The organism is Nonomuraea sp. NPDC049400 (assembly GCF_044466425.1).
GTDB lineage: Bacteria > Actinomycetota > Actinomycetes > Streptosporangiales > Streptosporangiaceae > Nonomuraea.
In genome coordinates this window covers 1-25,781 of the sequence record NZ_JBITMP010000091.1, presented here as the reverse complement: position 1 = coordinate 25,781, position 25,781 = coordinate 1, and the positions used below count along the sequence as shown (strand labels likewise).

Below are 25,781 nucleotides of genomic sequence, written 5' to 3'. Positions count from 1 at the left end.
AACCAGCTACAAGGCCACCATCAGCATCAACATCCACATGCCCGATGAACCTTGACAAACCAGCGTGAAGCCAAACTAAACGGCATTGGGGCTAGTCCTCGACCGGGTCACCGACGGCGTCCGCGTAGTAGCAGGCCGCCTGCGCCTCGGGGACGGCGGGCAGGATGTCCAGCAGCTCGGACCGGCACCTCGCGTCCACCCCGGCCTCGGCCGCCTTCCCGGAGGCGAGCACCTGGCAACGGGCGTGGAAGCGGCAGCCGCCGGGGATCCTGGTCGGGTCCGGCGGCTCACCGGTGAGCACGACCCGCTCAGGAGACTCCGGCAGCACCGACATCAGGGCCTGTGTGTACGGGTGCCGCGGCGCGGTCAGGACCTGCTCCACCGGACCCGACTCGACGATCCGGCCCAGGTACATGACCGCCACCCGATCGGCGATGTTCCAGGCCAGGCCGAGGTCGTGGGTGACGACCAGGGCCGACAGCCCCAGCTCCGCGCGGAGCTTGAGCATCAGGGCCAGGATCTCGCCGCGTACGGAGGCGTCCAGCGAGGCCACCGGCTCGTCGGCGATCAGCACCTTGGGGTTCAGCGCCAGCGCTCCGGCGATCACCACGCGCTGCCGCTGCCCGCCGGACAGCTCGTGCGGGTAGCGCAGGAAGAACCGGTCGGGCGGCCGCAGCCCCGCCCTGGACAGCGCCTCGGCCACGACCTCCCGCTCGTCCGGCAGTCCGTGGATACGCGGCCCCTCGGCGACCGCCTCGTACACGGTGTGCCTGGGGTTGAGCGAGCCCATCGGGTCCTGCAGGACGAGCTGCACCTGCCTGCGGTACGCCTTGAGCGCCTTGGAGCCGTAGTCCAGCGCGGCGCCGCCGTACCGGACCTCGCCCGAGGTGGGGCGCTCGAGGCCGAGCAGCGTGCGCGCCAGCGTGGTCTTGCCGCAGCCCGACTCGCCGACCAGCGCCACGATCTCGCCCTCGCCGATGGCGAGGTTCACGCCGTCCACGGCCCTGGCGCGGCGTCCGCGCGAGGAGAACTCCACGTGCAGGTCACGGGCCTCCAGCAGGCCCGGCCCGGCTGTCACGACCGGCTCCGTGGTGGTCTGCGTCTCGGTCATGAGCTCCCCTCCTTCTCGCGTACGTGCACGCAAGCGGCGGTACGGCGCTCGCCCGCGGGCCACAGCTCCACGTCCAGCGTCGCGCATTCGTCCAGCGCCACGGGACAGCGCGGATGGAACGGGCAGCCGCTCGGGAGCTGCATCGGGTCCGGCGGGTCGCCGCCGAGGCCCTTCGGCGCCAGCCGCGAGGCCGGGTCGCCCACCGTGGGGAACGCCGCCGCCAGCGCCCGGCTGTAGGGGTGCTTGGCGTCGTGGAAGACCTCGGCGGACGGGCCGTGTTCGACGACGCGGCCCGCGTACATGACCGCGAGCTGGTCGCACACGTCCGCGAGGACCGACAGGTCGTGCGAGATCATGATCAGCGAGATGTCGTGCTCGGCGACCAGCTTCTTGATCAGCGTCAGGACCTGGGCCTGCACCATCACGTCGAGCGCCGTGGTCGGCTCGTCGGCGATGATCAGCCGCGGCGAGCAGGCCAGCGCCATCGCGATCATCACGCGCTGCCGTTGCCCGCCCGACAGCTCGTGCGGATAGCTGCGGGCCCGCCAGGCGGGCAGACCGACCTGTTCGAGCAGCTCGGCCACGCGCTTGCGGGCGGCGTCCGGCTTGGCCAGGCCGTGTACGAGCAGCGGTTCGGCGATCTGGTCGCCGATCCTGCGCACCGGGTTGAGCCCGTGCTGCGCGCCCTGGAACACGATCGAGGCCTCGGCCCACCGCACGGCACGCATGCGGCCCCACTTCATGGTGAGCATGTCCTCGCCGTCGAGCAGGATCCGGCCATCGACGCGCGCGTCGCGAGGCAGGAGCCGCAACAGCGCCATGGCCAGCGTCGACTTGCCGGATCCCGACTCGCCGGCAACTCCGAGTGCCGCTCCGGAGTCGAGCGTCAGCGACACACCGCGCACCGCGGGCACCTCACCCGAGGCGATCCGGTATGTCACCGACACGTCATCCAGTTCAAGAAGACTCATGCGATCGACTCCGTCGCTCGCATGAGTCTTTGACTGCTGTGTCTGATTGTTCTCTCGCTTCGCTCGCTCACGCCGCCCTCCTGAGCCGCGGGTTCAGCACGGCCTCCAGAGCCCGCCCGACCAGGGTGAACGCCATGACGACGACGAGGATGGCCAGGCCGGGGATGATGATGTACCACCAGGCGCCCTGCGTGGCCGCGCCGAAGTCGTAGGAGGCGCGCAGCATGGTGCCCCACGAGGTCTTGTTGGCGCTGGCGCCGAGGAAGGCGAGCGTGGACTCCGTGACGATCGCGCTGGCCACCTCCAGCGTGGTGCTGGCCAGCAGCAGCGGCGCCACGTTGGGCAGCACGTGCCTGGTGGTGATGTGCCAGTGGCCCGCGCCGAGGGCCTTCGATCGCTCGATGTACGGCCTGGCCTCGACGGCCATCGTCTGGGCCCTGATCAGCCGGGCGGTCGCAGGCCACGTCGTGATCCCGATCGCCATGATGATCGTGATCGTGCTGCCGCCCAGGATGGCCGCCAGCACCAGGGCGGTGACCAGGGACGGGAGCACCAGGAACCAGTCGGTGACCCGCATGAGCGCGCCGCTGAGCCAGCCGCGGAAGTGTCCGGCGACGACACCGACCACCAGGCCGATCACGATGCTGAGGAACGCGGCGAGAAAGCCGATGAGCAGGGACGTGCGCGAGCCCCACCACACCATCAGCAGGATGGAGCGACCCGACTCGTCGGTGCCGAACGGCTCGCTCAGGCTCGGCGCCGCCCACTTCGCACCCGTGCCCTTGACGACGCTGGTGACGTCCGCGCTGATGAACAGCGGCGCGACCAGCGCGAGCACCACGGCGACGACGAGGATGCCCAGCCCGGCCATTCCGGCCCGGTGATGGCGGAACTCGGCCCAGAAGCGGCTCAGCGCCAGCCGCCTGCGGGCCGCGGCGACACTGGTCATGCCGACCTCACCCTCGGGTCGAGCATGTGGTAGACCACGTCGGCCAGCGTGTTCATGATGATCACCGCCACGGTGATCAACAGGAACGTGCCTTGCATGAGCGTGAAGTCGGGCACACTGACCGCCTCGTAGAACAGCCGGCCAAGACCGGGCCAGGTGTAGATCGTCTCCACGGTGACCGCGCCGCCGACCACGAACCCGATGCGCAGGAAGACCAGGGTGACCGTGGGCAGGAGCGCGTTGGGCACCGCGTGACGGCGCCGGACCTCGTCGTCCCTGAGCCCTTTGGCCCTGGCCACGGTCACGTAGTCCTGGCTGACCTCCTCCAGCAGCGAGGAGCGCATGACCAGGAGGTACTGCGCATAGACCACGGCCACCAGCGTCAGGCACGGCAGCACCATGTGCGAGGCCACGTCCAGGACGTACGCGAACCCGTCCGGCGCGTCCACGCTCTCTATGCCCCTGAACGGGAAGATGCCGGGAATGGGCCCGATGCCGACGCCGAACACCATCATCAGCAGCAGTCCCAGCCAGAACGTGGGCACCGACCACAGCGCCAGCGACAGACCGGTGGAGAACCTGTCGAACCTGCTCCCGTGCCGCCACCCGGCCCGCGTCCCCTGCCAGATGCCGAGGCTGACCGCGATGACCAGGCCCGTTCCCGCCAACAGCAAGGTCGGACCTATGCGGTCGCCGATCAGGTCGAGCACCGGCCGCTTGTACTCATATGACATGCCCAGGTCGAGCCTCAGCGTGTCGCCCACGAAGTCGAAGAACTGCTGGAGCAGCGGCTTGTCCAGACCGAGCAGGTGGCGTTCGCGGTCGAGCTGCTCCGGCGTCATGTTGCGGCCCTGCGCGAGGTTCCGCACGGGGTCGCCGGGCAGGAGCCGGAACACGAAGAAGGTCCCGACGATCACCATGGCGATGCTGAACAGCGCCCCACCGGCCTTGGACAGCGCGTACTGCAGCGTGCCGCGGCTGGTGGAGCGCTCGTCACCAGGGCCCGCCGCCTGGGCGGCGGGCTCTGCTGCTTCTAGCGGAGTGGTCATTCGCGCTCGTCGGCGACGCTCTTGCGCCGCCTGGTCAGGAGGAAGGCCACCAGTCCGATGACCACGACGCCGCCCACGATGCCGACGATGAGGCCGGTGTTGGAGCCGCCGCCACCGCTGCCGCCGCTCGCCGCCGTGGCCTTGACGTCCACGGTGTAGAACGGCCAGTAGCCGCTGCCGCCGTACAGGAGACCCTTGTCCTCAGGGATGGGCGTGATGCTGGTGATCCGGTCCTTGCGGTAGCCCTCGAGGTCGTTCGGGTAGTAGATCGCGATGACCGGGGCCTCGGTGTAGAGCCGCTCCTGCATCTTCTTGATGGTCTCGGCGCGCTTGGGCCGGTCGAGCTCCTTCAGCTGCTCCTGGTAGAGCTTCTCGAAGGTCTCGTCGCAGAAGAACGACTCGGTACCGCCGCCCTCGCCGCCCGGGGCCGGCCTGCGGCTGCACAGGTGCGTGGCCAGGACCTCCTCGGGGTCGGGGTTGACCGACCAGCCGCTGATCGCGATGTCGAACAGGCCGGTGACGCCGGTCTCCTCGGTGAACTTGCTGGAGTCGAGCTTCTTGGTGGTCAGCGTGATGCCGACCTCCTTGAAGAAGCCCGTCAGGTACTCGGCGAGCTTGTCCTCGATCGGCGTCTCGGTGTGGATGCTGAAGCGGAACTCCAGCTTGCGCTTGCCGTCGGGCATCGTGCGGATGCCGTCGGAGCCCTTCTTGTAGCCGGCGTCGTCGAGGATCTTGTTGGCCTTGGCGGGGTCGTACGTTACCTTCCCGTCGCCGGTGGCCTCCCAGAAGAAGTCCTTGTACATCGGCGGCACGATCGAGCCGTCGGCGGGCTTGGCCAGGCCGTTCTGGACCTCGGCGACCAGCTTCTGCTTGTCGATGGCGTAGTGCAGCGCCTGGCGGACCTTGACGTCCTTCAGCGCCGGGTGGCCGTCGCCGACGGGCTTGTCGTCGGTGGTGGTGGCGCCGTGGTTGATCTGCAGGTACGCCGCGCGGCGGCCCTGGGTGTTCCACGCCTCGATGTTCGGGTCGTTCTGGATGGCCTCGAACTCGGGCGGCTGCAGCCGGCCGATCAGGTCGATGTCACCGCTCTTCAGGCCGGCGATCGCGGCCTGCGGGTTGTCGTAGAAGATGACCTGCAGCTCGTCGACCTTGGGCTTGCCCCGCCAGTAGTTGGGGTTGGCCTGCAGCTTGACGTACTGGTCCTTCTTGTGCTCGATCGCGATGTACGGGCCGTTGGTCACCGCCGGGTACTTCTCGGCGTCGTAGTTGGCCATGTCGGTGACCGACTCCCAGACATGCTTGGGCATGATCGGGATCGGGTTGTCCAGCATGGACGCCTGCGGCGACTTGAGCTTGATCGTCAGGTCCTGGCCGCTGGCCGTGACGCTCTCGAAGTTCTCCACCGCCGGGCCGTTGGCCGTCTTGGCGGCCTCGTCCGTCATGATCTTGTTGAACGTCCAGGCCGCGTCGTCGGCCGTGACCGGCTTGCCGTCCGACCACTTGGTCTGGCGGATCTTGAACGTCCACGTGAGCCCGTCCGGCGACGTGGTCCACGACTCGGCCAGGTCCGCGCTGGGCTGCAGCGTCTTGGAGTCGGGCACCGTGAGGTAGCCGTACATCCAGCGGTGGATCGACGTCGAGACCAGGCGGACCGCCAGGAACGGGTTCATGGAGTCCATGGACTGCGTGGCGCCGATGCGGACGACCTTCTTCCCCGCCGCAGGCTCCTGAGCATGGGCCGCTGTCGCGCCCTGACCTGCCACTAACAGCGCGACACCCAGCGCTGCCAGGCGCGCGAACCATTTCCTCATAAGTGCCTCACCTTCAGGCGGGGGTTTTCCTGTGTAGGGAAAGGCAAACGATACGGAGACCGCGTGTCAACGCATGACGGAAAATTGTTTCATTCTCGTTTCCTTTTTCGGTGTAAATTTTCACCAACCTTGGTGCTGTCGTGCGGACGCAGATATTACAGCGCGCAACCTTTGATAGGTTGAGGAACATGAAGTGGCTCAGTGAGGACGAGCAGCGGGCCTGGCGGGCGTTCGGCGCCGCCACGCGGCTGCTCACCGAGCGCCTCGACCGGGAGCTGCAGGCCGCGGGCATGCCGCTGACCTACTACGAGCTGCTCGCCATGCTCTCGGAGGCGCCGGACAGGACGTTGCGGATGACCGAGCTGGCCAAGTGGACGCGGTCCAAGCCGAGCCGCATCTCCCACGCCGTGGGCAAGCTGGAGCAGGCGGGCTGGGTGCGCCGCGAGCACTATGCCGCCGACCGGCGCGGATGGCTGGCCGTGCTGACGGACGAGGGCTTCGAGGCCCTGCAGGCGGCGGCCCCCCGGCACGTCGCCAGCGTGCGCGACAACCTGATCGACGTGCTCACCCCTGAGCAGTTGCGCCAGCTCGAGGAGATCAGCCGGACCCTCCTCGACCATCTCGGCGATCAGGGCTGATCCCCGGGCATGTCCCCCAGGCGGCAAAGGGCGCATACAGCTGATCTCCTCGGATAGGGGGACAAGAGATGCAGCCCAAGGGGGAGTTCACATGTTGGACGGCAAGACCATCGCGTTCCTGGTCGCTCCCGAAGGAGTGGAGCAGGTAGAGCTCACCGAGCCGTGGAAGGCGGTCAAGCAGGCGGGCGGCACTCCCAGGCTCGTCTCCACCCGGAGGGGCCAGATCCAGGCATTCCACCACCTGGACAAGGCCGACAGGTTCGCCGTGGACGAGACGGTGGACGACGCCGACCCGGCCTCGTTCGACGGCCTCGTGCTTCCTGGCGGCGTCGCGAACCCCGACTTCCTGCGCATGGAGCCGCAGGCCGTGCAGTTCGCCCGCGCCTTCTTCGAAGCCGGCAAGCCGGTGGCCGCCATCTGCCACGCGCCCTGGACGCTGGTGGAGGCGGACGTCGTACGCGGCCGTACCGTCACCTCATGGCCCAGCCTGCAGACGGACCTGCGCAACGCGGGGGCGACGTGGGTGGACCAAGAGGTCACGGTGTGCACGGAAGGTCCGAACACCCTGGTCACCAGCCGGAAGCCGGACGATCTCAAGGCGTTCTGCCAGGCCGCGACCGACGCGTTCGGGGAGGAGCCGGGCCCGGCCCGCTGACCCCCCGGCCCAGCCCGGTGACGTCAGGCGAGCAGGGCCTCGGCCAGTCCCCTGACCGAGGACTTGAGCCGGGCCACCCCGCCGTCCGCCATGACGTGCCGGGCCAGGTCGGCGTCGAAGGAGCCGAGCAGCGCGTGGGCGGCGAACTCCGCGTCGAGGCCGCCTTCGCCGCCGGACACGGCGCCGCGGGCGCGGGCGAGCCCGGTCTCGGCGATGAGCGCGGTCACGTGCGCGTGCCAGCGTAGATAGGTCGGATCGCGATACTTGTCATCGGCGCAGGCTCGCTCGTGTGCGGCGAAAAGGGCGAGGTTGCGCTGGGCGAGCTCGGCCAGCTCGTCCAGGAAGGCCAGCAGCCGCTCTCTGGGCGGCGCGCCGGGGCCGAGCGGCGAGTCTGGCGACTCGATGGCGAGCGCCAGCGCGGCCGCCCGCTCGGCGAGCAACTCCTGGAAGAGCCCGGTCCTGCTGCCGAAGCGCCGGAACAGCGTGCCCTTGCCCACCCCCGCCGCCGCGGCCACCCGGTCGAGGGAGATGTGCTCGGCCCCGTGGGCGGCGAGCAGCTCTTCCGTGGCCCGCAGGATCGCCTCCCGGTTGCGCGTGGCGTCAGATCGCACCCTCACCCTCCTTCGAGCTTGCAACCGGACTGTCAGTCCTCATACTATCCCTACCATCGAAGCGGACCGCTAGTCCGCATTCTGTGCGTCAGGGAGGCTGCGCATGCGCGCATTGGTGGCGGGTCCAGGGGCCGAGGGACTGTTCGCGGAGGTGCCCGAGCCCGTGCCGGGTCCGGGTCAGGCCCTCGTCGAGATCCATCACGTGTCCGTGAACTTCAGTGACTTTCGGCATATGGGACGCCTGCCGCAGGGCACGGTGCTCGGCTACGACGCTGCCGGGGTGGTCCTGCGGGCCGCCGAGGATGGCACGGGTCCCGGCGTGGGTGCGAGGGTGGCGGCGTTCGGGGCGGGGGCGTGGGCCGAGCGGGCGGCGTTCGGCACCGGCTCGATCGCCGTGGTGCCTGACGAGGTGGATCTGGTGCGGGCCGCCGCCCTCCCGATGGCCGGACTGACGGCGCTGCGCTCGCTGCGTGCCGCCGGGCTCGCGGCGGGCTCGCGCGTCCTGGTCACCGGGGCGTCGGGCGCGGTGGGGCGGCTGGCCGTGCAGCTGGCCCGGCGGTCGGGCGCGCACGTCATCGCCTCCGTCAGCAGGCCGGAACGCGTCCACCACCTGGCCGCCGATCCCGCCGTCGAGGTGGTCGTGGGCCTCGACGGCGTCGAGCCGGTCGACATCGCGATCGAGACGGTCGGCGGCCCGGCGCTCGTCACCGCCTGGTCCCTGCTGAAGCCCGGCGGCAACCTCCAGAGCATCGGCTGGGCGTCAGGACAGCCCGCTGCCTTCCCCCCGAACTCGACGTTCTCCCTGGGCCCGGCCAGGTCGCTCAACTCGTTCGGCGACGTGGCAGCCCCCGCCGCGGACCTGGCCCACCTCCTCTCCCTCGTGGCCGCAGGCGACCTTTCCGTCGAGGTGGGCTGGCACGGCTCATGGGAGGACCTCGAGGACGCCAAGGCCGCTCAGCTCGGGGGTTCCGTCACCGGGAAGATAGCCCTCAAGGTTGGCCAAGTGCCCTGACGAGCCCGAAACCAGCCTGTAACGCCTTGTCCTCGAGGAAGAAATGGTCTAGATGTAGTCCAAATAGAGCGTCCTCCGCGCCCCCCAGGGAGACCTCAATGACCACTGAAGAGGATTCCAGGCGACTCGCCGAGCTCGGCTACAAGCAGGAGCTGGCCCGCACCTGGAGCGGTTTCTCGAACTTCGCCATCTCCTTCTCGATCATCTCCATCCTCGCCGGCTGCTTCACCACCTTCGGACAAGCCTGGAACAACGGCGGCCCCATCGCCATCTCGTGGGGCTGGCCGCTGATCTCCCTGTTCATCCTGATCATCGGGTTCTGCATGTCGGAGCTGGTGTCGGCGTACCCGACGGCGGGCGGCATCTACTGGTGGGCCGCCACGCTGGGCAAGCCGATCCACGGCTGGTTCACCGGCTGGCTCAACCTGATCGGCCTCATCGCCGTCACCGCGTCGGTCGACTACGGCTGCGCCACCTTCCTCAACACCACACTCAAACTGGTCACCGACGGCGCGTGGGAAGCCACACTGTCACAGGCGTTCCTGCTGTTCGTGATCATCCTCGCGGCGCACGCACTGATCAACATCTACAGTCACAAGCTCATCGCGCTGCTGCAGAACATCTCGGTCTGGTGGCACGTCGCGGGCGCCGCGATCGTGGTCGCGATCCTGATCTTCGCGCCTGACCACCACCAGTCGCTCAGCTTCGTCTTCGGCGGCACGAACAACAACTCCGGCTTCGGCTCCGGCTCCGACGGGTTGCCGTTCTGGCTGTACGTGCTGCCGCTCGGCTTCCTGCTCACCCAGTACACGATCACCGGCTTCGACGCCTGCGCGCACGTGTCGGAGGAGACCCAGGGCGCGGCCAAGACCGCCGCCCGCGGGCTGTGGCAGTCGATCTTCTACTCGGCGATCGGCGGCTGGATCCTGCTGCTGTCGTTCCTGTTCGCGGCGACGAACGTGGACGAGATCAACAAACAAGGCGGGTTCGTCGGGGCCATCTTCGAGACCGCGCTGTCGTCCCCGCTGGCCACGGCGGTCTTCGCGATCTCCACGATCGGCCAGTTCTTCTGCGGGATGAGCTGCGTGACATCGATGTCGCGCATGACGTACGCGTTCTCCCGCGACGGCGGCGTGCCCGGCTGGCGGCTGTGGTCGAAGGTGGACCGCAACCGCACCCCGGTCAACGCGATCATCGCCGGCTGCGTCATCGCCGCCCTGATCACCGTGCCCGCCCTCTACGCGCCTCCCGGGCTGACCACGCCGGTCGCGTTCTACGCCGTCGTGTCGATCGCGGTCATCGGCCTCTACCTGGCCTTCCTCATCCCGATCTGGCTCCGGCTGCGCATGGGCGACGCCTTCAAGCCGGGACCGTGGACGCTCGGCAGGAAGTACAAGGCACTCTGCTGGATCGCCTGCATCGAGATCGTCGTCGTCTCGATCTACTTCATCATGCCGTTCTCGCCCGCCGGGGTGCCCGGCAACAAGGACTTCACCTGGACCTCGGTCAACTACGCGCCGATCGCGGTCGGGGTCGTGCTGATCGGCATCGCCCTGTGGTGGAAGCTGTCGGCCAAGCGCTGGTTCACCGGACCCCGCCGCACCATCGACGAGGTCCCGGTCTCCTGACGCTCGCGTGGGTACGGCCGACGCGCCGTACCCACGTAACCGTCAGGACGCCTCGAAGGCGGCGGCCACGGCCGTGCGGACCTCGTCCATCGAGGCCGTGCCGAGCTCGCGCTTGAGCGAGGTCATGTCCACGTCGGGCATCCCGCAGGCGACCGCCCAGTCCCAGGGCGTCAGGTCGCCGTCCACGTTGAGCGCGAACCCGTGGCTCGTGACGCCCCTGCTCTGCCGCATGCCGATCGAGATGATCTTGCGTTTGGTCTCGGTCGTCCAGACACCGGTGAGCAGCTCGGAGCCCGGCGGCGTGTCGCGGCGCTCGGCGGGAAGCCCCAGCTTGCCCAGCGCCTCCACCAGCCGCAGCTCCACCTCGCGCACGTAGTCGACGATCCCCTGGTCCTCGTCGAGCTTGACGATGAGGTAGCCGACGAGCTGCCCTGGCCCGTGGTAGGTGAGCTGGCCGCCGCGCCCGGTCTCCATGACGGGGATGCCCCGGGCGGGGTCCGGCAGGTGGGACATCGGCGTGCGGCGCCCGATCGTGTAGACGGACGGGTGGCTGAGCAACCACAACGTGTCCGGCCGCGCGTCCTGCTGGCGCTGGCCGACCATGTCGGTCATGCGCTCCATCGCTGTGTCGTAATCGACGAGATCGTCCTGAATGAGTGTCAGCGGCCTTGCCCTCATCCTTCGAGGATAAGCCGCGTTCCGGGCAGCCCGGACTCGGGATCCCCCAGGAACCGATCGCCACTCGTGTAACCCTTTTGCGGCTTCTTACCAAGCAGGGGCGTGAATCGACGAAGGGAGCACAGCCGGTGCGTCGCAAACAGCCGAAGATCGCCACGGACCCCGTGGCGTTCGAGGCCTTCTACCGGCGGCACGTCGATGCGGTCACCCGTTTCCTCGCCCGTCGCGTCGACGACCCGCACACCGTCGCGGACCTGGTTGCCGAAGTGTTCGTGGCGGTGCTCAATTCGGCCCACACCTACCGGGCCGACCTGGGCACCGAGATCGCCTGGCTCTACGGCGTGGCGCGCAAGACGATCTCGGCCGAGCGGCGGCGGACGTACAAGCAGTACCTGCTGACCGACCGGGTGAGCGGGCGGCGACCGCTGGACACCGACGACATCGCCAGGCTCGAAGAGCGCATCGACGCGGAGCGGCAGGCCCGGCGGGCCTTTGAGGCCATGGCCCATCTGTCGGAGGGTGAGCGCGCCGTGCTGGAGCTGGTCGTCATCGACCAGCTCACGGTCGCGGAAGCGGCGCTCGCCCTCGGCATCCGGCCGGGCACCGCCAAGGTACGCCTGCACCGCGCGCGCCAGACGCTGCGGAATCTGCCCTTCGTCATGGATGGAGCACCACTGTGAGATTCGAGGAGCAACTGCTGATGGATCTGAAGGCAGAGATCGGCGCGCGGGCCGATCGGCGCCGTCGCGTCACCCGCCGGCTGTTCGCCGGGGGCGCGGTGGCCGCGCTGGCCGCCGCGGCCGCGATCGGGGTCCCCCTGCTGACCGGGACGGAGACGCCCGCGTACGCCGTGAGCAAGAACGGCGACGGCACGATCCGGGTCGAGATCAAGGAGTTCAGGGACGCCGACAAGCTGGAGCAGGACCTCAAGACGGCGGGCGTCACCGCCGACGTCACCTACCTCAAGGCCGGGACGAAGTGCCGGCCGGACAGGGGCGAGCTCGTCGGAGGCGCCGAACCTACCAACCTTGAGGAGTGGCGCAAGAGCGCCGCCTACAACGCCACCCGCCCAGGGAAGAACGGCGGGGTGGACATCAGTCCCCAGTACATCGGCGACGGTCAGACCCTGGTGCTGGAGTTCGCCGAGAACTCAGCCCTGGGCCCTGGGCAGCCGGGCGTGCGCTTTCAGTTCGCGACCAAGCTGATCGCCGGTCAGGTCAAGCCCTGCGTCGTCGTCGACGACCCGAGCTGGAACGATGCGGGCGGCTCAGAGGGGCAGCCGCCCGCCGGCAGCTAGCGGTCAATCCGAGCAGGCCGTCCGCCGATCCCGTGGCGGGCGGCCCGCCGGCGCTCCCGCCGCGCACGCTATGCCGCCGTACGGTAGCCCCGCGGCTCCTCCGGGACGAGGATCCACATGGCGACGTAGACGACCCAGAGCGGTCCGGGAATGAGCGACAGCAGCAGCCAGAGGATCCGGACGAGGGTGGGCGGCAGGCCCATCTTGTCGGCGAGACCACCGCAGACCCCGGCCAGAATCCTGTGTTCTCGTGAGCGGTACATGATGTTTTCCTCCGTGTGTGACGACCTACCCGTGAAACGGACGGCCAGGCCGACGGGCTCCCGTCAGGAACCCTGAGAAAACCCTGTAAGGGTCAGCCATTCATGCGCCATGCCCAGATGTCTGCTGGTCAGTCCCGTTGTGGGGTCCACATGGATGAGGAGGAAATCTTCCAGACCCTGATGCACCCTGAGATACTCCTCGTCCTCCGCCCACACCTGGTCGTCGAACCAGACGAACGGCCGCCGCCCCGCGTACGCGGCCACGTGCGGCGTCTTGAACATCTCCCCGTGCTCGGAAGGCGCGTCCGGGTTCATGGGGATGACGGGGAGCGAGGGCAGGCCGATCCTGGGAGCGATCCATTCGTTGGCGTGCTGCTCCCACGTCGTCGCCCAGACCAGCTCGGAGCCGGTCGTCAGGGCCAGGTCGAGCAGCCGGCGGCCGTGCCGGGGGTTGAGGTTCACGATGTAGACGTCGCTGCCGATCGTGCACCGGTAGCGCCTGAAGTCGGGGGTGGGCCGCCCCATCGGGTTCAGCACGCCGTCCACGTCCAGCAGCAGGAGGGGTTTCATCCGGCTCGGTACTCCTGCGGGCTGATCCCCCGTACGCGCTTGAAGGCCGCGCTGAGCGCGAACGGGCTCCCGTACCCCACCTTCCTGGCCACCGACCCGATCGTCGCGTCCGGCTCGCGCAGCAGGTCGGCGGCGAGCGCCAGGCGCCAGTCCGTCAGGAAGGCCATCGGCGGCTCGCCCACCAGGTCGGTGAAGCGCCTGGCCAGCGACGCCCTGGAGACGCCCGCCTCGGAAGCCAGGGCGGCGACCGTCCACGGGTGGGCCGGATTGTGCTGCATCAGACGCATGGCCTTGCCCACCACCGGATCGCCCATCGCGCGGTACCAGCCGGGCGCCTCGCTCGAGTGGGTGGCGAACCACGAGCGCAGCACCGCGATGAGCAGCAGGTCGAGCAGCCGGTCGAGGACCGCCTCCTGCCCGGGCTCGTCCTTGACGATCTCGGCGCCGAGCAGCGAGATGATCGGGTCGCCCGGCTGGGTGAGCAGCGTCGGCAGCGCCTCGAGCAGCCGCCTGCTGACCTCTCCCTCCAGGTTGTACGTGCCGGTCAGCAGCACCGTGCTCCCGTCGGGGTCGTTGCCCCACGTACGCACGCCCAGGTCCATCTCCTGCTGGAGCGACCGGCCGTCGGGCGTCGAGCAGTGCTGGCCGGGGTGGATGACGATCTGCGGCGCGATGCCCGGATCGGAGGCAACCGTGTACGGCTCCGGCCCCCGGCTGATCGCGACCTCCCCCGGCGAAAGGCGTACGGGGACGGCGTCGTCGGGCACGATCCACGACTCCCCGCGCACTTGCGCGATCACCGACAGCGGGGCCTCGTCCTGGATCCGGATTGACCAGGGCGGGCGGAGGACCGACCGGAGCAGGAAGGCGCCACGGGCCCGCGGGCCGTCGAGTAGCGCCGCGAGGTGATCCATGGGCTAGACGATCGCATATGCGAATGCGCTTCTCAACCATGGAGAGTCTTATGGGTATGGCGGCTTACTAGGCATATGACGATTCTGGTGCTGGGCGGCACGGGCAAGACCGGCCGCCGTGTGGCTGACCGACTCACCGCTCTCGACCTGCCCGTGCGGATAGGGTCCCGACCGCTCTTCGACTGGCAGGACCGGGCCACGTGGCCGAAGGCCCTCGACGGCGTGACGGCCGTCTACCTCTCCTACTACCCCGACCTCGCCTTCCCCGGCGCGTACGACGACGTCAAGGCGTTCACGGAGCTGGCCGTGAGCGGCGGCGTGCGGCGGCTGGTCCTGCTGTCCGGACGGGGCGAGCCGGAGGCGCAGGCCAGCGAGCGCACCGTCCAGGAGTCCGGCGCGGAGTGGACGGTGGTCCGCTGCAGCTGGTTCATGCAGAACTTCAGCGAGAGCTTCCTCCTCGGGCCGGTCCTCCAGGGCGTCATCGCGCTTCCAGCCGACGACGTGCCCGAGCCGTTCGTGGACGTGGAGGACATCGCGGACGTGGCCGCCGCCGCGCTCAGCCAGGAGGGCCACACAGGCAAGCTGTACGAGCTGACCGGGCCGCGGCTGCTCACTTTCCGCCAGGTGGCGAGCGAGCTGTCCGAGGTCACCGGCAGGCCGATCTCGTTCGTGCGGGTGACGCCGGAGGAGTACGTGGCCGGAGCCACCGCGCAGGGGGTGCCGCGGGAGGAGGCCGAGGCCCTGGCCGAGATGTTCACCGGCATCCTGGACGGCCGCAACGCCCACGTGGCGGACGGCGTGCGACAGGCCCTCGGCCGCCCGGCCCGCGACTTCGCCGAGTACGCCGCCGCCAACGCCGCGGCGTGGCAGGCCTAGCGGTCTCCTGCGTCCCTCGGATCCGCTAGCCTCACCCTCGTCACTCCCGCGTTCTCGGAAGGTTGTCGTCGTGATCGGCTGGTTCGAAGCGGTGGTACTGGGGTTGGTCCAGGGACTCACGGAGTTCCTGCCGATCTCCTCCAGCGCCCACATCCGGGTGGTCTCCGCTTTCGCCGGCTGGCAGGATCCGGGGGCGGCGTTCACCGCCGTCATCCAGATCGGCACGGAGCTGGCCGTGCTGATCTATTTCCGCAAGGAGATCTGGGAGATCATCTCCACGTGGACCAGGTCCCTGTTCAACAAGGACCTGCGTGGCCACTGGGCCGCCCGCATGGGGTGGTACATCATCGTCGGCTCGCTCCCCATCGTGGTGCTCGGTGTGGCGCTGAAGGACCAGATCGAGACCGTCTTCCGCGATCTGCGCCTGGTGGGCACCACGCTGATCGTCTTCGCCGTCATCCTCTGGTTCGCCGACCGCACCGCGCGCAACAAGCTCTCGCTGGAGAAGCACCTCAGCTTCACCCACGCCATCGTGTACGGCTTCGCCCAGGCGCTCGCCCTCATCCCGGGCGTGTCCCGCTCGGGCGGCACCACCACCGCGGGCCTGCTGCTCGACTACCGGCGCGAGGACGCCGCCAAATACTCGTTCCTGCTGGCCATCCCCGCCGTGCTGGGCTCGGGCGTCTACGAGCTGCGCGAGATCGGCGAGGGCCCGGCCCCCGCGTGGGGGCCGACGATCCTGGCCACGATCATCTCATTCGTCGTCGGATACCTGGCCGTGGCCTGGTTCCTGCGTTACATCAGCACCCACCGCTTCACCGGCTTCGTGATCTACCGGATCGTCCTCGGCTTCTTCGTGATCCTCGCGGTCACCGCGGGCTGGATTCCGGCACAAGGCTGACGGCGGCCCGCTCGCGGGCGGGGTAGTAGGCCGCCCACGCCTCGTCGCCCATGCGCAGGACCTTGAGCCCGGTCCAGCCCAGCCCGATGACGGGCAGGATCCAGAACAGTATGGTCACCGGCCCGTACGGGACGGGGAACGAGGCGACGTAGCCGACGAAGACGAGCAGCGGCACCCACCAGCCGACGAAGCCAGCCCGCCACACGGCCACGGTGAGCAGCGGCAGGCCGAAGATCGCGAAGAACATCCACGGCATCTGGAAGCCGTAGACGACCCCGGGCAGGTCCATCATCTCGTTGAGGATCTTCTGCGCCTGCTCCGGCGGGTAGTGGCGGCCCAGCCACCATTCGACGGGGTCGCTCATCAGCAGGGCGGAGGCGGAGATGTAGCCGACCACCGTCGCGGCGCCCGCGACGTGACCGAGCCTGGTGGCCTTGCGCCTGGTGAGGTGCACCAGGCCCAGGGCCGCGACGGCCATCAGCAGCCAGCTCCAGTGGTAGAGCGCCGATTCGGTCTGCGCGAGCGCGGGGTTGTCGCCGTAGCTGACCGCCTCCCTGTCGTCGCCCCAGGTGCCGGGGTCGACGACGACGGCGACGGCCTGGAGCAGCGGGGCCACGACGAGCAGCGTGCCTGCCGCGACGCGCCGGAATGTCACCTGGTTGTTCAACATGAGAGTGACGGTAGGAGCCGGGACCGCCGGCCGTCGTCCGCCTGCGGACCGACCGGGTGTCACCTGAGCGGCGGAGAAGATCACGCCGCCTCGAGGGCTCAGACCGTGCGGGGATAGCGGCTGCAGAGGGCGAAGACGACGGCGAAGAGGGTCCAGGCGGCGACGTACGCGGCGGGGTGGGCCCACGTGTCGCCGACGAGGTCGGCCAGCGCGGTCCGGCCCTCGAAATAGAGCGCCAGGCCCGCCACCGCGCCCGGGATCGCGCCCCACCAGCGCTTCCACCACACCTCGTGAACGGCCACCTCGAACACGACCAGGGCGATCGGCCCCAGGAGGAGGAACTTCAGCCCGGGCGGGTGCGACAGGAACGCGGCGAGACCCATGACCGCCACCGCCGAGGCGGCCGTCAGGAGCACCACCGCCCCGAAGGGGGCGGGCTCGTTCCGCGGGTCCTCCTCGGGGCGCGTGGGCGGCTCGCCGTCGTCGTCCTCGTTCCGGAGATCACTCACGATCAACATTATGACGACGCCGCGCTACCCGACGGGCACGCTCTCCTTCGGGGAGATCGCGGCCGGGCGGTAGGTCGCCAGCGTGAACAGCAGCCCCACCAGAGCGAGCAGGGTGGCGAGCACGATCACGCCTGCGCGGCCGTACCAGTCGAGCGCGGCGCCGCCGGCCAGGCCGGCCACGAAGAGCCCGACGTACTGCGCGGACGACAGCAGCCCCAGGCCGATCGGCACGTTGCCGGGAACGGCCCCGACCGTCCTGAACTGCTGGGCCGGGGCCACCAGCCAGCCGAGCGCGCCCCACAGGAACGCCCACGCCAGGGCGACGGGCAGGGCGAGGTTCGCGACGGGGATGAGAGCCAGGAACACGGTGCTCGCGGCCAGGCCGAGCAGCACCATCCTGCGCGGTCCGTACAGGTCGGTGAATCGCCCGCCGAGCTGGTTGCCCAGGATGCCGCCGAGCCCCCACGCCCACAGCACCGCCGGCAGCGGCAGGTCGAACAGCGACCCGATGTAGGTGTAGGCGGTGAACCCGGCCGCGAACATCAGCAGCTGCGTCGTCAGCACCACCAGGACCTGCCGGTCGCCCAGCGGCGCGAACCGCTCCCGCAGCCGCCCGGACGTCGGGATCCGCACCGCGGGCACCACGGCGGCGACGCCGATGAGCCCGATCACGCCCAGCACCGACACCATCCAGAGCGTGGCCCGCCAGCCGGAGGCCGTGCCCAGCCAGGTGCCCAGCGGCACGCCGATCGCGGATGACACGGAGAGCCCGCCCATCACCAGCGCGAGCGCACGCCCGCGGCGCTCGGGCTCGGTCAGCGTGTTCGCCACGCCCGAGGCGGTCGGCGTGAACATCGCCGCGCCCGCCGCCGCGACCACCCGGGTGGCCATCACCAGCGGATACGTCGGAGCCAGCGCGGTCAGCACGTTGCCGAACACGAACACTCCCATGGCCACCAGCAGCAGGGTCTTGCGTGACAGCCGGGCGGTCAGGGCGGCGAGCACGGGCGAGAGCACCGCGTACGCGAGCGCGAACACGGTCATGAGCTGCCCGGCCGCCGAAGACGAGATCCCCAGATCCTTCGAGATGGGCGGCAACAGCCCGGCAGTCACGAACATGCCCGTACCGATCGCGAAATTTCCGACAGCAAGCGGGTAGAGCCGGGAGCTCATGCATCCTCCAGCACCATAAAAGTTGGACAACCATCAAACTGTCGTATAGTTGGACCGTTGTCAAACAATTAGGCGAAGGTAGTGTTTCAGCATGCGCCTGCTCCCGCACCCCGCAACGGAGGACATCCAGCTCACGGAGGTCCTGCGGGCGCTGTCCGATCCCGTGCGTCTGGAGATCGTCGTACGTCTCGCCCTGCGGGGCGAGATGACCTGCGGCGTCGCGGGCGACGACCTCGGCGTGCACAAGTCGACCGCCTCGCACCACTACCGCACCCTGCGCGAGGCCGGCGTGGTCCTCACCAAGCAGGAGGGGCGGCTGAAGTACATGAGCCTGCGCCGCGACGACCTCGAGTCCCGCTTCCCCGGCCTGCTCGACTCGGTCCTCTCCGCCACCGGGATCCCCAGGGCCGCCGCGATCCCGAGCGCCGCCGCCCGAAGCCTGACGGCCGCCGCGATCCCGAGCGCCGACGTCCCCGCCCAGCGTTGATGCGGCGCGACTCACTGCCCATCCGGCACGTCCTGCCCGAGCTGCTCGCCGTGCTCGACCGGCACGGCAGCGCGGTGCTGACGGCCCCGCCCGGCACGGGCAAGACGACGGTCGTGCCGCTGGCCCTGGCCGAGGCGGGCATGCGGGTGCTGGTGGCCGAGCCGCGGCGGCTGGCCGTACGCGCGGCGGCCCGGCGGATGGGCGTGAGCTACACCATCAGGGGCGAGCGGCACGCGGGCGCAAACCCCATGGTCGAGGTCGTCACGACAGGTGTCCTGCTCCAGCGCCTCCAGCGCGACCAGGAGCTGACCGGCGTGGACGCGGTCATGCTCGACGAGTGCCACGAGCGCCACCTGGACGCGGACACGGCGCTGGCGTTCCTCCTCGATGTCCGCGACACGCTCCGCCCCGACCTGCGCCTGCTGGCCACCTCCGCCACCGCCGACGCGGGGCCGTGGTCCCGGCTGATCGGCGGCCCCATTGTCGCGGCCACCGGCGCCACGTACCCCGTCGAGACGGTGTGGGCCCCGCCCGCGCGCCCGGTCGCCCCGCCGCACGGCCTCCGCGTCGATCCCGCCCTGCTGTCCCACGTCGCCTCGGTGGTACGCAGGGCGCTGGCCGAGCGGGACGGCGACGTGCTGTGCTTCCTCCCGGGCGTGGGCGAGATCGCCAAGGTCGCGGGGATGCTGGACGGCGTGGAGGTGCTCCAGGTGCACGGCCAGGCCCCGGCCCACGTTCAGGACGCCGTGCTCGCGCCGGGCACGGCCCGGCGGGTGGTGCTGGCCACGTCGGTCGCCGAGTCGAGCCTGACCGTGCCTGGCGTACGGGTGGTGGTCGACTCCGGTCTGGCCCGCGAGCCGCGTACCGACCACGCCCGCGGGCTGGGCTCCCTCACCACGGTCAGGGTCTCGAAGGCCTCGGCCGGCCAGCGCGCGGGCCGGGCCGGTCGCGAGGCGCCGGGCACGGTGTATCGCTGCTGGTCGGCGGCCGACCACGAGCGCCTCGCCGAGCACGCGCGCCCGGAGATCGCGCTCGCCGACCTGACGGGGTTCGCGCTGCAGGCGGCCTGCTGGGGCACCCCTGACGCCTCCGGCCTCGCCCTCCTGGACCCGCCGCCGCCCGCCGCGATGTCCGCCGCCACCCGCACTCTGGAGGCGCTCGGCGCGCTCGACGGCGGCTCACGGGTGACGGACCGGGGCCGCCGGATGGCGCTCGCGGGCGTGCACCCCCGCCTGGCCAGAGCCCTGCTCGATCTCGGCCCGCGCGCCGCCGAGGTGGTGGCCCTCCTGTCGGAGCAGCTCCCCCGCGACGCCGGCGACGACCTGGTGGAGGTCTGGCGCGCGGCCCGCCGGGGCGGCACCGGCTTCGCCGCCCGCTGGCGCCAGGAGACCAGACGCCTCCAGCGCGCGAGCTCCGCGAGCGGCCGGGATGTGCCCGATGAGACGCTGGCCGGGATGGCGGTGGCGCTGGCGTTTCCCGAACGGGTGGCGCGCAGGCGGGGCGGCGGCTATCTCATGGCCTCCGGCACCCAGGCCCAGCTCCCTGAGGGCGCCAAGCTGCACACCGCCACATGGCTGGCCATCGCGATCGCCGACAGGCCGACGGGATCCGCGTCGGCCCGCATCAGGCAGGCAGTGGAGATCGACGAGGAGACCGCCAGGCTGGCCCATCCCACCACCACCGAGGACGAGATCACCTGGCACGTGCCTCCGGGCGAGCGTCGCGGCGACGTGCTCGCCCGGGCCGTCGAGCGCCTGGGCGCGATCGAGCTGTCCGCCGCCCCGCTCAAGGACGCCGACGTCCGCGAGGCCATCCGGTACGGGCTCCGCACGGAGCCCGACGTCCTCACCTGGACGAAACAGGCCAAAGACCTGAGGGACCGCCTGGCGTTCTGCCACCGCGCCCTCGGCGCCCCCTGGCCCTCGATGGACGCGCTCATCGACCTGGCCGACCAGTGGCTGGAGCCGGAGCTGTCCAGGTGCCGCCGCCGAGCCGACCTGGAACGCATCGACGTGGCGGCGGCGCTGAAACGCCTGATCCCCTGGAGCGAACGCCTGGAGAAGGCCGCCCCGGAACGCATCGAGGTGCCGAGCGGCTCCCACATCCGCGTGGACTACTCGGGTGACCAGCCGGTGCTGGCGGTGAAGCTGCAGGAGCTGTTCGGCTGGCTGGAGACGCCCGAGATCTCCGGAGTGCCCGTGCTGGTGCACCTGCTCTCCCCGGCGGGCCGCCCGGTGGCCGTCACCGCGGACCTGGCGTCGTTCTGGCGCGGCGGCTACCGTTCCGTGCGCGCGGAGCTCCGTGGCCGCTACCCTAAGCACCCTTGGCCGGAGGACCCGCTCACCGCGCCACCCACTCGCCGGACCAAAGAGAGACGATCATGACGGACGTGGTGGCCGCCGCCCGCGACAACGCCGAGTGGTGCGACGCGATGTGCCGCGCGCACGGCTCGCCCGGCACGTTCACCGCTCTGGCCTGGACCAACCCCGCCAGGACCCCGCGACTCTACCCGGACGCCGTCACCCTCTCCCCCGACGCGACGGCGACCGACGTGCTCGGCCACATCGACGCCGGCCCGGGCGCGTCGGTCAAGGACAGCTTCGCCACGCTCGACCTGCCGGGCTTCGAAGTGCTGTTCGAGGGTCAATGGATCCGTCGCGAGCCCCCGGAGCGGCGCGAGCCCGCGATCGCCTGGGAGGTGGTGGACGACGCGGCCACGCTGACCGACTGGGAGCAGGCGTGCTTCGACGGCGAGATCAGCGGCCTCTTCCTGCCCGCGCTCCTCGACGAGGTCACGATCCTGTGCGGCAGGAGAGGGGGCGCCATCGTCTGCGGCTCCGTGCTCAACCCGCGCGAGCAGGTCGTGGGCGTCTCCAACGTGTTCGGCGCCGACTCATGGGAGGGCACCCTGGCCATGGCCGCCGGCCTCTTCCCCGGCCGCCCGCTGGTCGGCTGGGAGATCGACCCGGAGGACGCCGTCCGGCACGGCTTCACCACGATCGGCCCCCTACGCGTCTGGGGCAAGATCCTCTAGGGTCGGGTTCTCCAGCACGGGAAACCGCTCGGCCCCCACCCCCACGTCCTTGAACCCGCTCGACGTGGCGATGCACACGACGGGCCCGTCGAAGTCCTCCCGCAGCTGCCGATACGCGGCCAGCCCGGCCGTCCCCGACAGTTCCTGCCACAACCCCTGCCGGGCGAGGTCCCGCTGCGCCACCCGCAGCTCCTCGTCGGTCACGAGCAGGGCCGCACCACCACTGTCCCGCACGGCCACCACCCCGCGGTGCCCGCCGACCGGCCCGGCGATGCCGTACGCGTCGCTGGCCCCCAGCTCGACGATCGCCGCCGGGGCACCGGTGGCCAGTGCCCGCGCGTGCGGCCCGCCTGCGGCCGTCTCGCACGAGAACATCCGCGGCGCGGTGTCGGCCAGCCCCAGCAGCCGCAGCTCCACGAACCCCTTCCACACGCCGTAGAGCAGCTCGGCGTACCCGGTGGGGGTGAAGACGGCCGCGGGAACGCGCCCGAGCTGCAGGAACAGCTCGTAGGCAATCGTCTTGTAGCCCTCGGGCCCGAACGGATGCCCGGTGTGCGTCACGGTCTGGTTGCTGACCGGGTGGTAACCGAGCCGGTCCACGACCTCCCGGAGCAGCGGCCAGCGCGCCTCGACGGGCACGGAGACGACCCTGGCGCCGTACGCGCGCACGAAGGCCTGCACGGCGGGCGGCGAGTCCGCCGAAGTCAGCACGATCGCGGGCAGCCCGGCCCGGGCGGCGTAGGCGGCGGCCGAGGCGCCGTGGTTGCCGGACGAGGCCACGACCACGCCGGGCGCGCCGGAGGCGACGGCGGCGCTGACCGCGACCCGGTTCAGGCGGTCCTTGTGTGACCAGGTCGGGTTGCGGGACTCGTCCTTGACAAAGATCCCGTCGAACTCCACCAGCGGCGTCCCGCCCTCTCCCAGCGTGGGCGCCTCCAGCGGCGGCAGCAGCGGCGACCACCGCCCGATGTCGGTGCCCGGCTCCTGCTCGAACAGGCGGCGGTCCACCCGCGCGTAGTCGTAGGTGACCTCGAGCGGATAGGCGATCTCGTCGGTGCTGGTCTTCGGGCAACCCCGCGTCAGCGGCGGGAAGAGCGGGAACTCGGTCGCCGGGTCACCCAGCGAGCGCTGGCGAAGGGCAAGAGACGGTCCGTTCACGCGTACCGACCCTATCGGGGCGGGCGAGCAGGATGCAGACTCTAGTCATGGTGTGGGCAGGCAGGTCCGCTATCGAGATCGCGACGGCCGTCCGGCGTGGGGATGTCACGGCCACGACCGTCGTCGAGGAGCACCTTCACGCCATCTCGGAGCGGGATTCCAAGGTAGGGGCGTTCCGGCTGGTCAGAGAGCAGGCCGTGGAGGAGGCGAAGGCCCTGCGGAAGCGGCGCGACCTGGCGGAGCTGCCGCTAGCCGGCGTGCCGGTCGCGGTGAAGGACAACCTGGAGGTCGCGGGCGAGGCCACCCGCGTCGGGTCCGGGGCCACGGCGGACGTGCCCGCGCGGGACGACCACGTGACGGTGGCGCGCCTGCGTGCGGCCGGCGCGGTGGTCGTGGGCCTGACGAACATGCCGGAGCTGGGCCTGACGGCGTTCGGCGACAGCGCGTACGGCATCGTGCGCAACCCCTGGAACCCGTCGCGTACGGCAGGCGGGTCGTCGTCGGGCAGCGCCGCGGCTGTGGCGGCGGGCATGGTGCCGATCGCGCTCGGCAACGACGGCATGGGCTCGCTCCGCATCCCGGCGGCCTGCTGCGGCGTGCTGGCCATCAAGCCCGGCACCGGGCTCGTGCCGCCGCCGGGCGACGACTGGGACCGGCTGTCGGAGAACGGCCCCCTCGCGACGACCGCGTCCGACCTGGCGCTGGCGCTGTCCGTGCTGGCCGCGGACCCGGCACTGGCCGAGGCGTGGCGCGGCGGCACCCGCGTCGAACCCCGGCCGCCCATGCTCCGCTCGGTCTGGGCGGACGACGACGAGATCTGGGAGCCGCAGCCGCCGCAGGACAGCCCGGAGCCGTTCGACCTGCGGGTGGCGTACGCGCCCCAGCCCCTGCCCGCGGGCCTGCCCATGGACAGGGAGTTCCAGGCCGCGGTGCGCGGGGCGGCGGAGACGCTGCGCGTGGCCGGGCACACGGTGGTGGAGCACGGACACAGGCTGCCTGCCTGGCTCGGCCCGGCCACGATCGCCACCTGGCTCACCAGGGCCGCGGCCGCGCTGGGCGACCTCGACCGGCACCGGCTCGAACGCCGCACCCTCGCGCTCGCCCGCGCCGGGCAGGTGCTCGGCGCGCTCAAGCTGGACGGCGTACGCGGCCGCGAGCGCTGGAGCGGCTACGGGGCGGACCAGTGGTTCGGCGACGCGGACGTGCTGATCATGCCCGCTCTGGCGGCCGTCCCGCCGAAGGCCGAGCGCTGGGGCGAGCGCGGGTTCGTCCGCAACGCGCTGGCCAACGTCAGGTACGCCCCCGCCGCCGGCCCCTGGAACATGTGTGGCTGGCCCGCCGTCACCGTCCCCCTGGCCACCCACTCCAGCGGGCTGCCCATCGGCGTGCAGATCGCCGCCCCGCCCGGCGGCGAACCCCACCTCCTCGGCCTGGCCGCCCAGCTCCAGTCGGCCCATCCACCGCTGAGACCGCCGGGATTCGCCTTCTGAGGCGGCAACCTGCGGCTCAGATCCCGACCGGATGCCAGACGGTCTTGGTCTCCAGGAACCGCGTCATCCTGCCGGTCCCGGGATCGGCCGCCCAGTCCTCGCGGGACGGGCGCAGGACGCGCTTGAGGTTCTCGGCCGCCGCCTGCTCGCAGCTCACCGCCAGCTCGGCGTCCTCGACCCCGGTCAGGTCCAGCGCGTTGACGTCCATGTGCGCCGCCAGCCAGGGCGCAAGCTCGGCCTGGTGCCCGGTGAGGATGTTCACCACGCCGCCCGGCAGGTCGGAGGTGGCCAGGACCTCCGCCAGCGTGATCGACACGAGCGGCGAGCGCTCGGACGCCACGACGACGCACGTGTTGCCCGTCACGATCACGGGCGCCACCACCGACACCAGCCCGAGCAGCGGATCGGCGGGCGCGATCACGGCCACCACGCCGGTCGGCTCGGGCGAGGACAGGTTGAAGTACGGCCCCGCCACCGGATTGGCCGCCCCGTGCACCGCGGCGATCTTGTCGGACCACCCCGCGTACCAGACCAGCCGGTCCACCGCGGCGTCCACCTGCTCGAGCGCGGCCTTCTTGCCGCCCTGTTTGAGCGGGGCGAGTTCCTCGGCGAACTGCGCGCGCCGCCCCTCCAGCATCTCGGCGACCCGGTAGAGGATCTGCCCCCGGTTGTACGGCGTGGCGCCCGACCAGCCGGGGAACGCCTTGCGCGCGGCCACCACGGCGTCACGGGCGTCCTTGCGCGAAGCGCGGGACGCGTTGGCGAGGAACTCGCCCTTGGCCGAGGTCACCGGGTAGGACCTCCCACTCTCCGAGCGCGGGAACGCCCCTCCGATGAACAGCTTGTAGGTCTTTCTGACGGACAACCTACTCATCGCCCCGCCCTCTCCACGTGGACTCCTGCGACATCTGGACCGGCACGAAGACCTGGTGGCACCGGCTCACGCCGCAGCGGTGGGCGTACCAGCCGGTGCGTACGGGCCGCCCGGCCCTGGCGAAGGCGTGCCCCCTGGTGGCCTGCGCCCGCCGCTTGGCGCGACGGGGACGGCGATGATCACACATCGAGGTACGCCTCCAGCCCGTGCAGCCCGCCTTCGCGGCCGTAGCCGGATTCCTTGTAGCCGCCGAAGGGCGAGGCCGGGTCGAACTTGTTGAACGTGTTGGCCCACACCACCCCAGCGCGCAGCCGGTCGGCCATCCACAGGATGCGCGACCCCTTCTCCGTCCAGATACCGGCCGACAACCCGTACGGGGTGTTGTTGGCCTTCTCCACCGCCTCAGCCGGAGTACGGAACGTCAGCACCGACAACACCGGCCCGAAAATCTC

Annotated in this window: 29 protein-coding genes; 12 read left to right on the top strand and 17 right to left on the bottom strand. The window is 70.6% G+C overall.

Translation table 11 applies throughout. The features are described 5' to 3' along the window. Positions 1–91: 91 nt before the first annotated feature. From ACIBVN_RS57910 to ACIBVN_RS57890, 5 genes are all read right to left on the bottom strand, one after another. Positions 92–1,111 carry an ABC transporter ATP-binding protein gene (locus ACIBVN_RS57910; RefSeq protein WP_397151001.1) on the bottom strand — a complete coding sequence of 340 codons (1,020 nt, stop codon included), beginning with the start codon at positions 1,109–1,111 and terminating at the stop codon, positions 92–94. Beyond that, the gene (locus tag ACIBVN_RS57905) at positions 1,108–2,082 is read right to left on the bottom strand and encodes an ABC transporter ATP-binding protein (protein WP_397150999.1); all 975 of its coding nucleotides are present in this window, start codon (positions 2,080–2,082) and stop codon (positions 1,108–1,110) included. The genes ACIBVN_RS57910 and ACIBVN_RS57905 overlap by 4 nt, the downstream gene beginning before the upstream one ends. Before the next feature lie 67 nt (positions 2,083–2,149). Beyond that, complete coding sequence (locus ACIBVN_RS57900; protein ID WP_397150997.1) at positions 2,150–3,031, bottom strand: ABC transporter permease; 882 nt, start codon at positions 3,029–3,031, stop codon at positions 2,150–2,152. Then, entirely contained in the window at positions 3,028–4,080 is a 1,053-nt protein-coding gene (locus ACIBVN_RS57895) for an ABC transporter permease (RefSeq protein ID WP_397150995.1), read from the bottom strand. The genes ACIBVN_RS57900 and ACIBVN_RS57895 overlap by 4 nt, the downstream gene beginning before the upstream one ends. Next, the gene (locus ACIBVN_RS57890; protein WP_397150993.1) at positions 4,077–5,891 is read right to left on the bottom strand and encodes an ABC transporter substrate-binding protein; all 1,815 of its coding nucleotides are present in this window, start codon (positions 5,889–5,891) and stop codon (positions 4,077–4,079) included. The genes ACIBVN_RS57895 and ACIBVN_RS57890 overlap by 4 nt, the downstream gene beginning before the upstream one ends. Positions 5,892–6,079: 188 nt before the next feature. On the opposite strand from ACIBVN_RS57890, the gene ACIBVN_RS57885 reads away from it, so the two are divergent. Next, positions 6,080–6,529 carry a MarR family winged helix-turn-helix transcriptional regulator gene (locus ACIBVN_RS57885; RefSeq protein WP_397150992.1) on the top strand — a complete coding sequence of 150 codons (450 nt, stop codon included), beginning with the start codon at positions 6,080–6,082 and terminating at the stop codon, positions 6,527–6,529. Positions 6,530–6,620: 91 nt separating this feature from the next. After that, the gene (locus ACIBVN_RS57880) at positions 6,621–7,184 is read left to right on the top strand and encodes a type 1 glutamine amidotransferase domain-containing protein (RefSeq protein WP_397150990.1); all 564 of its coding nucleotides are present in this window, start codon (positions 6,621–6,623) and stop codon (positions 7,182–7,184) included. Between the two features lie 23 nt (positions 7,185–7,207). Here the strand turns inward: ACIBVN_RS57880 and ACIBVN_RS57875 are convergent, their stop codons facing one another. Continuing rightward, positions 7,208–7,795: a TetR/AcrR family transcriptional regulator gene (locus ACIBVN_RS57875; protein WP_397150988.1), complete on the bottom strand. Its 588-nt coding sequence runs from the start codon at positions 7,793–7,795 to the stop codon at positions 7,208–7,210. A gap of 103 nt (positions 7,796–7,898) precedes the next feature. Here ACIBVN_RS57875 and ACIBVN_RS57870 point away from each other — a divergent pair, with 103 nt between their 5' ends. Beyond that, positions 7,899–8,807, top strand: coding sequence for a zinc-binding dehydrogenase (locus ACIBVN_RS57870; RefSeq protein ID WP_397150986.1), 909 nt, complete (start codon positions 7,899–7,901; stop codon positions 8,805–8,807). 98 nt (positions 8,808–8,905) lie between these two features. Beyond that, the gene (locus ACIBVN_RS57865; RefSeq protein WP_397150984.1) at positions 8,906–10,435 is read left to right on the top strand and encodes an amino acid permease; all 1,530 of its coding nucleotides are present in this window, start codon (positions 8,906–8,908) and stop codon (positions 10,433–10,435) included. 42 nt (positions 10,436–10,477) lie between these two features. Here the strand turns inward: ACIBVN_RS57865 and lipB are convergent, their stop codons facing one another. Then, on the bottom strand, positions 10,478–11,113 hold the full coding sequence (gene lipB / locus ACIBVN_RS57860) for a lipoyl(octanoyl) transferase LipB (protein ID WP_397150982.1): 636 nt from the start codon (positions 11,111–11,113) through the stop codon (positions 10,478–10,480). A 128-nt stretch (positions 11,114–11,241) separates the two neighbouring features. Here lipB and ACIBVN_RS57855 point away from each other — a divergent pair, with 128 nt between their 5' ends. After that, positions 11,242–11,793, top strand: coding sequence for an RNA polymerase sigma factor (locus ACIBVN_RS57855; RefSeq protein ID WP_397150980.1), 552 nt, complete (start codon positions 11,242–11,244; stop codon positions 11,791–11,793). Continuing rightward, a complete protein-coding gene (locus ACIBVN_RS57850) occupies positions 11,790–12,410 on the top strand; it encodes a hypothetical protein (protein WP_397150978.1) in 621 nt (206 codons plus the stop codon). Before ACIBVN_RS57855 ends, ACIBVN_RS57850 begins: the two co-directional genes overlap by 4 nt. Positions 12,411–12,478: 68 nt before the next feature. On the opposite strand, the gene ACIBVN_RS57845 is transcribed toward ACIBVN_RS57850, so the two are convergent. The 3 genes from ACIBVN_RS57845 to ACIBVN_RS57835 all read right to left on the bottom strand — a co-directional run bounded on the left by ACIBVN_RS57845 (position 12,479) and on the right by ACIBVN_RS57835 (position 14,157). Continuing rightward, positions 12,479–12,673, bottom strand: a complete 195-nt coding sequence (locus ACIBVN_RS57845) for a PspC domain-containing protein (RefSeq protein WP_397150976.1) — start codon at positions 12,671–12,673, stop codon at positions 12,479–12,481. A gap of 63 nt (positions 12,674–12,736) precedes the next feature. Beyond that, the gene (locus ACIBVN_RS57840) at positions 12,737–13,243 is read right to left on the bottom strand and encodes an HAD domain-containing protein (RefSeq protein WP_397150974.1); all 507 of its coding nucleotides are present in this window, start codon (positions 13,241–13,243) and stop codon (positions 12,737–12,739) included. Then, on the bottom strand, positions 13,240–14,157 hold the full coding sequence (locus tag ACIBVN_RS57835) for an AraC family transcriptional regulator (protein ID WP_397150972.1): 918 nt from the start codon (positions 14,155–14,157) through the stop codon (positions 13,240–13,242). Before ACIBVN_RS57835 ends, ACIBVN_RS57840 begins: the two co-directional genes overlap by 4 nt. Before the next feature lie 75 nt (positions 14,158–14,232). Between ACIBVN_RS57835 and ACIBVN_RS57830 the strand changes: the two genes are divergently transcribed. Beyond that, on the top strand, positions 14,233–15,033 hold the full coding sequence (locus tag ACIBVN_RS57830; protein ID WP_397150970.1) for an NmrA family NAD(P)-binding protein: 801 nt from the start codon (positions 14,233–14,235) through the stop codon (positions 15,031–15,033). Between the two features lie 70 nt (positions 15,034–15,103). After that, the gene (locus tag ACIBVN_RS57825; RefSeq protein WP_397150968.1) at positions 15,104–15,934 is read left to right on the top strand and encodes an undecaprenyl-diphosphate phosphatase; all 831 of its coding nucleotides are present in this window, start codon (positions 15,104–15,106) and stop codon (positions 15,932–15,934) included. Here ACIBVN_RS57825 and ACIBVN_RS57820 read toward each other — a convergent pair. The 3 genes from ACIBVN_RS57820 to ACIBVN_RS57810 form a co-directional block, all read right to left on the bottom strand. Next, on the bottom strand, positions 15,903–16,604 hold the full coding sequence (locus tag ACIBVN_RS57820; RefSeq protein WP_397150966.1) for a hypothetical protein: 702 nt from the start codon (positions 16,602–16,604) through the stop codon (positions 15,903–15,905). The two genes, ACIBVN_RS57825 and ACIBVN_RS57820, sit on opposite strands and share 32 nt — an antisense overlap. Positions 16,605–16,702: 98 nt before the next feature. After that, positions 16,703–17,113, bottom strand: coding sequence for a hypothetical protein (locus ACIBVN_RS57815; RefSeq protein ID WP_397150964.1), 411 nt, complete (start codon positions 17,111–17,113; stop codon positions 16,703–16,705). Between the two features lie 24 nt (positions 17,114–17,137). Then, positions 17,138–18,286, bottom strand: coding sequence for an MFS transporter (locus ACIBVN_RS57810; protein ID WP_397150962.1), 1,149 nt, complete (start codon positions 18,284–18,286; stop codon positions 17,138–17,140). A 91-nt stretch (positions 18,287–18,377) separates the two neighbouring features. Here ACIBVN_RS57810 and ACIBVN_RS57805 point away from each other — a divergent pair, with 91 nt between their 5' ends. Genes ACIBVN_RS57805 through ACIBVN_RS57795 form a run of 3 tightly spaced genes read left to right on the top strand, consistent with a single transcriptional unit; the run spans position 18,378 to position 21,807 of the window. After that, complete coding sequence (locus tag ACIBVN_RS57805) at positions 18,378–18,773, top strand: ArsR/SmtB family transcription factor (RefSeq protein ID WP_397150960.1); 396 nt, start codon at positions 18,378–18,380, stop codon at positions 18,771–18,773. Next, positions 18,773–21,157 (top strand): ATP-dependent helicase HrpB, encoded by a 2,385-nt coding sequence (gene hrpB, locus ACIBVN_RS57800; RefSeq protein WP_397150958.1) that lies wholly within the window; start codon positions 18,773–18,775, stop codon positions 21,155–21,157. Before ACIBVN_RS57805 ends, hrpB begins: the two co-directional genes overlap by 1 nt. Next, the gene (locus tag ACIBVN_RS57795; RefSeq protein ID WP_397150956.1) at positions 21,154–21,807 is read left to right on the top strand and encodes a hypothetical protein; all 654 of its coding nucleotides are present in this window, start codon (positions 21,154–21,156) and stop codon (positions 21,805–21,807) included. Before hrpB ends, ACIBVN_RS57795 begins: the two co-directional genes overlap by 4 nt. On the opposite strand, the gene ACIBVN_RS57790 is transcribed toward ACIBVN_RS57795, so the two are convergent. Next, positions 21,781–22,965 carry a pyridoxal-phosphate dependent enzyme gene (locus tag ACIBVN_RS57790; protein WP_397150954.1) on the bottom strand — a complete coding sequence of 395 codons (1,185 nt, stop codon included), beginning with the start codon at positions 22,963–22,965 and terminating at the stop codon, positions 21,781–21,783. The two genes, ACIBVN_RS57795 and ACIBVN_RS57790, sit on opposite strands and share 27 nt — an antisense overlap. A 47-nt stretch (positions 22,966–23,012) precedes the next feature. Here ACIBVN_RS57790 and ACIBVN_RS57785 point away from each other — a divergent pair, with 47 nt between their 5' ends. After that, complete coding sequence (locus tag ACIBVN_RS57785; protein WP_397150952.1) at positions 23,013–24,455, top strand: amidase; 1,443 nt, start codon at positions 23,013–23,015, stop codon at positions 24,453–24,455. Between the two features lie 16 nt (positions 24,456–24,471). On the opposite strand, the gene ACIBVN_RS57780 is transcribed toward ACIBVN_RS57785, so the two are convergent. The 3 genes from ACIBVN_RS57780 to ACIBVN_RS57770 all read right to left on the bottom strand — a co-directional run. Then, positions 24,472–25,329 carry an aldehyde dehydrogenase family protein gene (locus ACIBVN_RS57780; protein ID WP_397150950.1) on the bottom strand — a complete coding sequence of 286 codons (858 nt, stop codon included), beginning with the start codon at positions 25,327–25,329 and terminating at the stop codon, positions 24,472–24,474. After that, a complete protein-coding gene (locus tag ACIBVN_RS57775) occupies positions 25,322–25,516 on the bottom strand; it encodes a hypothetical protein (RefSeq protein ID WP_397150948.1) in 195 nt (64 codons plus the stop codon). Before ACIBVN_RS57775 ends, ACIBVN_RS57780 begins: the two co-directional genes overlap by 8 nt. After that, a partial coding sequence (locus ACIBVN_RS57770) for an aldehyde dehydrogenase family protein (RefSeq protein WP_397149415.1) occupies positions 25,509–25,781 on the bottom strand: 273 nt, incomplete at its 5' end. The genes ACIBVN_RS57775 and ACIBVN_RS57770, both read right to left, overlap by 8 nt.

Excerpts from the sequence above, each read along its gene's own strand:
- ACIBVN_RS57910 (WP_397151001.1), bottom strand. The coding sequence starts at position 1,111 with ATGACCGAGACGCAGACCACCACGGAGCCGGTCGTGACAGCCGGGCCG.
- ACIBVN_RS57905 (WP_397150999.1), bottom strand. The coding sequence starts at position 2,082 with ATGAGTCTTCTTGAACTGGATGACGTGTCGGTGACATACCGGATCGCC.
- ACIBVN_RS57900 (WP_397150997.1), bottom strand. The coding sequence starts at position 3,031 with ATGACCAGTGTCGCCGCGGCCCGCAGGCGGCTGGCGCTGAGCCGCTTC.
- ACIBVN_RS57895 (WP_397150995.1), bottom strand. The coding sequence starts at position 4,080 with ATGACCACTCCGCTAGAAGCAGCAGAGCCCGCCGCCCAGGCGGCGGGC.
- ACIBVN_RS57890 (WP_397150993.1), bottom strand. The coding sequence starts at position 5,891 with ATGAGGAAATGGTTCGCGCGCCTGGCAGCGCTGGGTGTCGCGCTGTTA.
- ACIBVN_RS57885 (WP_397150992.1), top strand. The coding sequence starts at position 6,080 with ATGAAGTGGCTCAGTGAGGACGAGCAGCGGGCCTGGCGGGCGTTCGGC.
- ACIBVN_RS57880 (WP_397150990.1), top strand. The coding sequence starts at position 6,621 with ATGTTGGACGGCAAGACCATCGCGTTCCTGGTCGCTCCCGAAGGAGTG.
- ACIBVN_RS57870 (WP_397150986.1), top strand. The coding sequence starts at position 7,899 with ATGCGCGCATTGGTGGCGGGTCCAGGGGCCGAGGGACTGTTCGCGGAG.
- ACIBVN_RS57865 (WP_397150984.1), top strand. The coding sequence starts at position 8,906 with ATGACCACTGAAGAGGATTCCAGGCGACTCGCCGAGCTCGGCTACAAG.
- lipB (WP_397150982.1), bottom strand. The coding sequence starts at position 11,113 with ATGAGGGCAAGGCCGCTGACACTCATTCAGGACGATCTCGTCGATTAC.
- ACIBVN_RS57845 (WP_397150976.1), bottom strand. The coding sequence starts at position 12,673 with ATGTACCGCTCACGAGAACACAGGATTCTGGCCGGGGTCTGCGGTGGT.
- ACIBVN_RS57840 (WP_397150974.1), bottom strand. The coding sequence starts at position 13,243 with ATGAAACCCCTCCTGCTGCTGGACGTGGACGGCGTGCTGAACCCGATG.
- ACIBVN_RS57835 (WP_397150972.1), bottom strand. The coding sequence starts at position 14,157 with ATGGATCACCTCGCGGCGCTACTCGACGGCCCGCGGGCCCGTGGCGCC.
- ACIBVN_RS57830 (WP_397150970.1), top strand. The coding sequence starts at position 14,233 with ATGACGATTCTGGTGCTGGGCGGCACGGGCAAGACCGGCCGCCGTGTG.
- ACIBVN_RS57820 (WP_397150966.1), bottom strand. The coding sequence starts at position 16,604 with ATGTTGAACAACCAGGTGACATTCCGGCGCGTCGCGGCAGGCACGCTG.
- ACIBVN_RS57810 (WP_397150962.1), bottom strand. The coding sequence starts at position 18,286 with ATGAGCTCCCGGCTCTACCCGCTTGCTGTCGGAAATTTCGCGATCGGT.
- ACIBVN_RS57805 (WP_397150960.1), top strand. The coding sequence starts at position 18,378 with ATGCGCCTGCTCCCGCACCCCGCAACGGAGGACATCCAGCTCACGGAG.
- hrpB (WP_397150958.1), top strand. The coding sequence starts at position 18,773 with ATGCGGCGCGACTCACTGCCCATCCGGCACGTCCTGCCCGAGCTGCTC.
- ACIBVN_RS57795 (WP_397150956.1), top strand. The coding sequence starts at position 21,154 with ATGACGGACGTGGTGGCCGCCGCCCGCGACAACGCCGAGTGGTGCGAC.
- ACIBVN_RS57785 (WP_397150952.1), top strand. The coding sequence starts at position 23,013 with ATGGTGTGGGCAGGCAGGTCCGCTATCGAGATCGCGACGGCCGTCCGG.
- ACIBVN_RS57780 (WP_397150950.1), bottom strand. The coding sequence starts at position 25,329 with ATGAGTAGGTTGTCCGTCAGAAAGACCTACAAGCTGTTCATCGGAGGG.
- ACIBVN_RS57775 (WP_397150948.1), bottom strand. The coding sequence starts at position 25,516 with ATGTGTGATCATCGCCGTCCCCGTCGCGCCAAGCGGCGGGCGCAGGCC.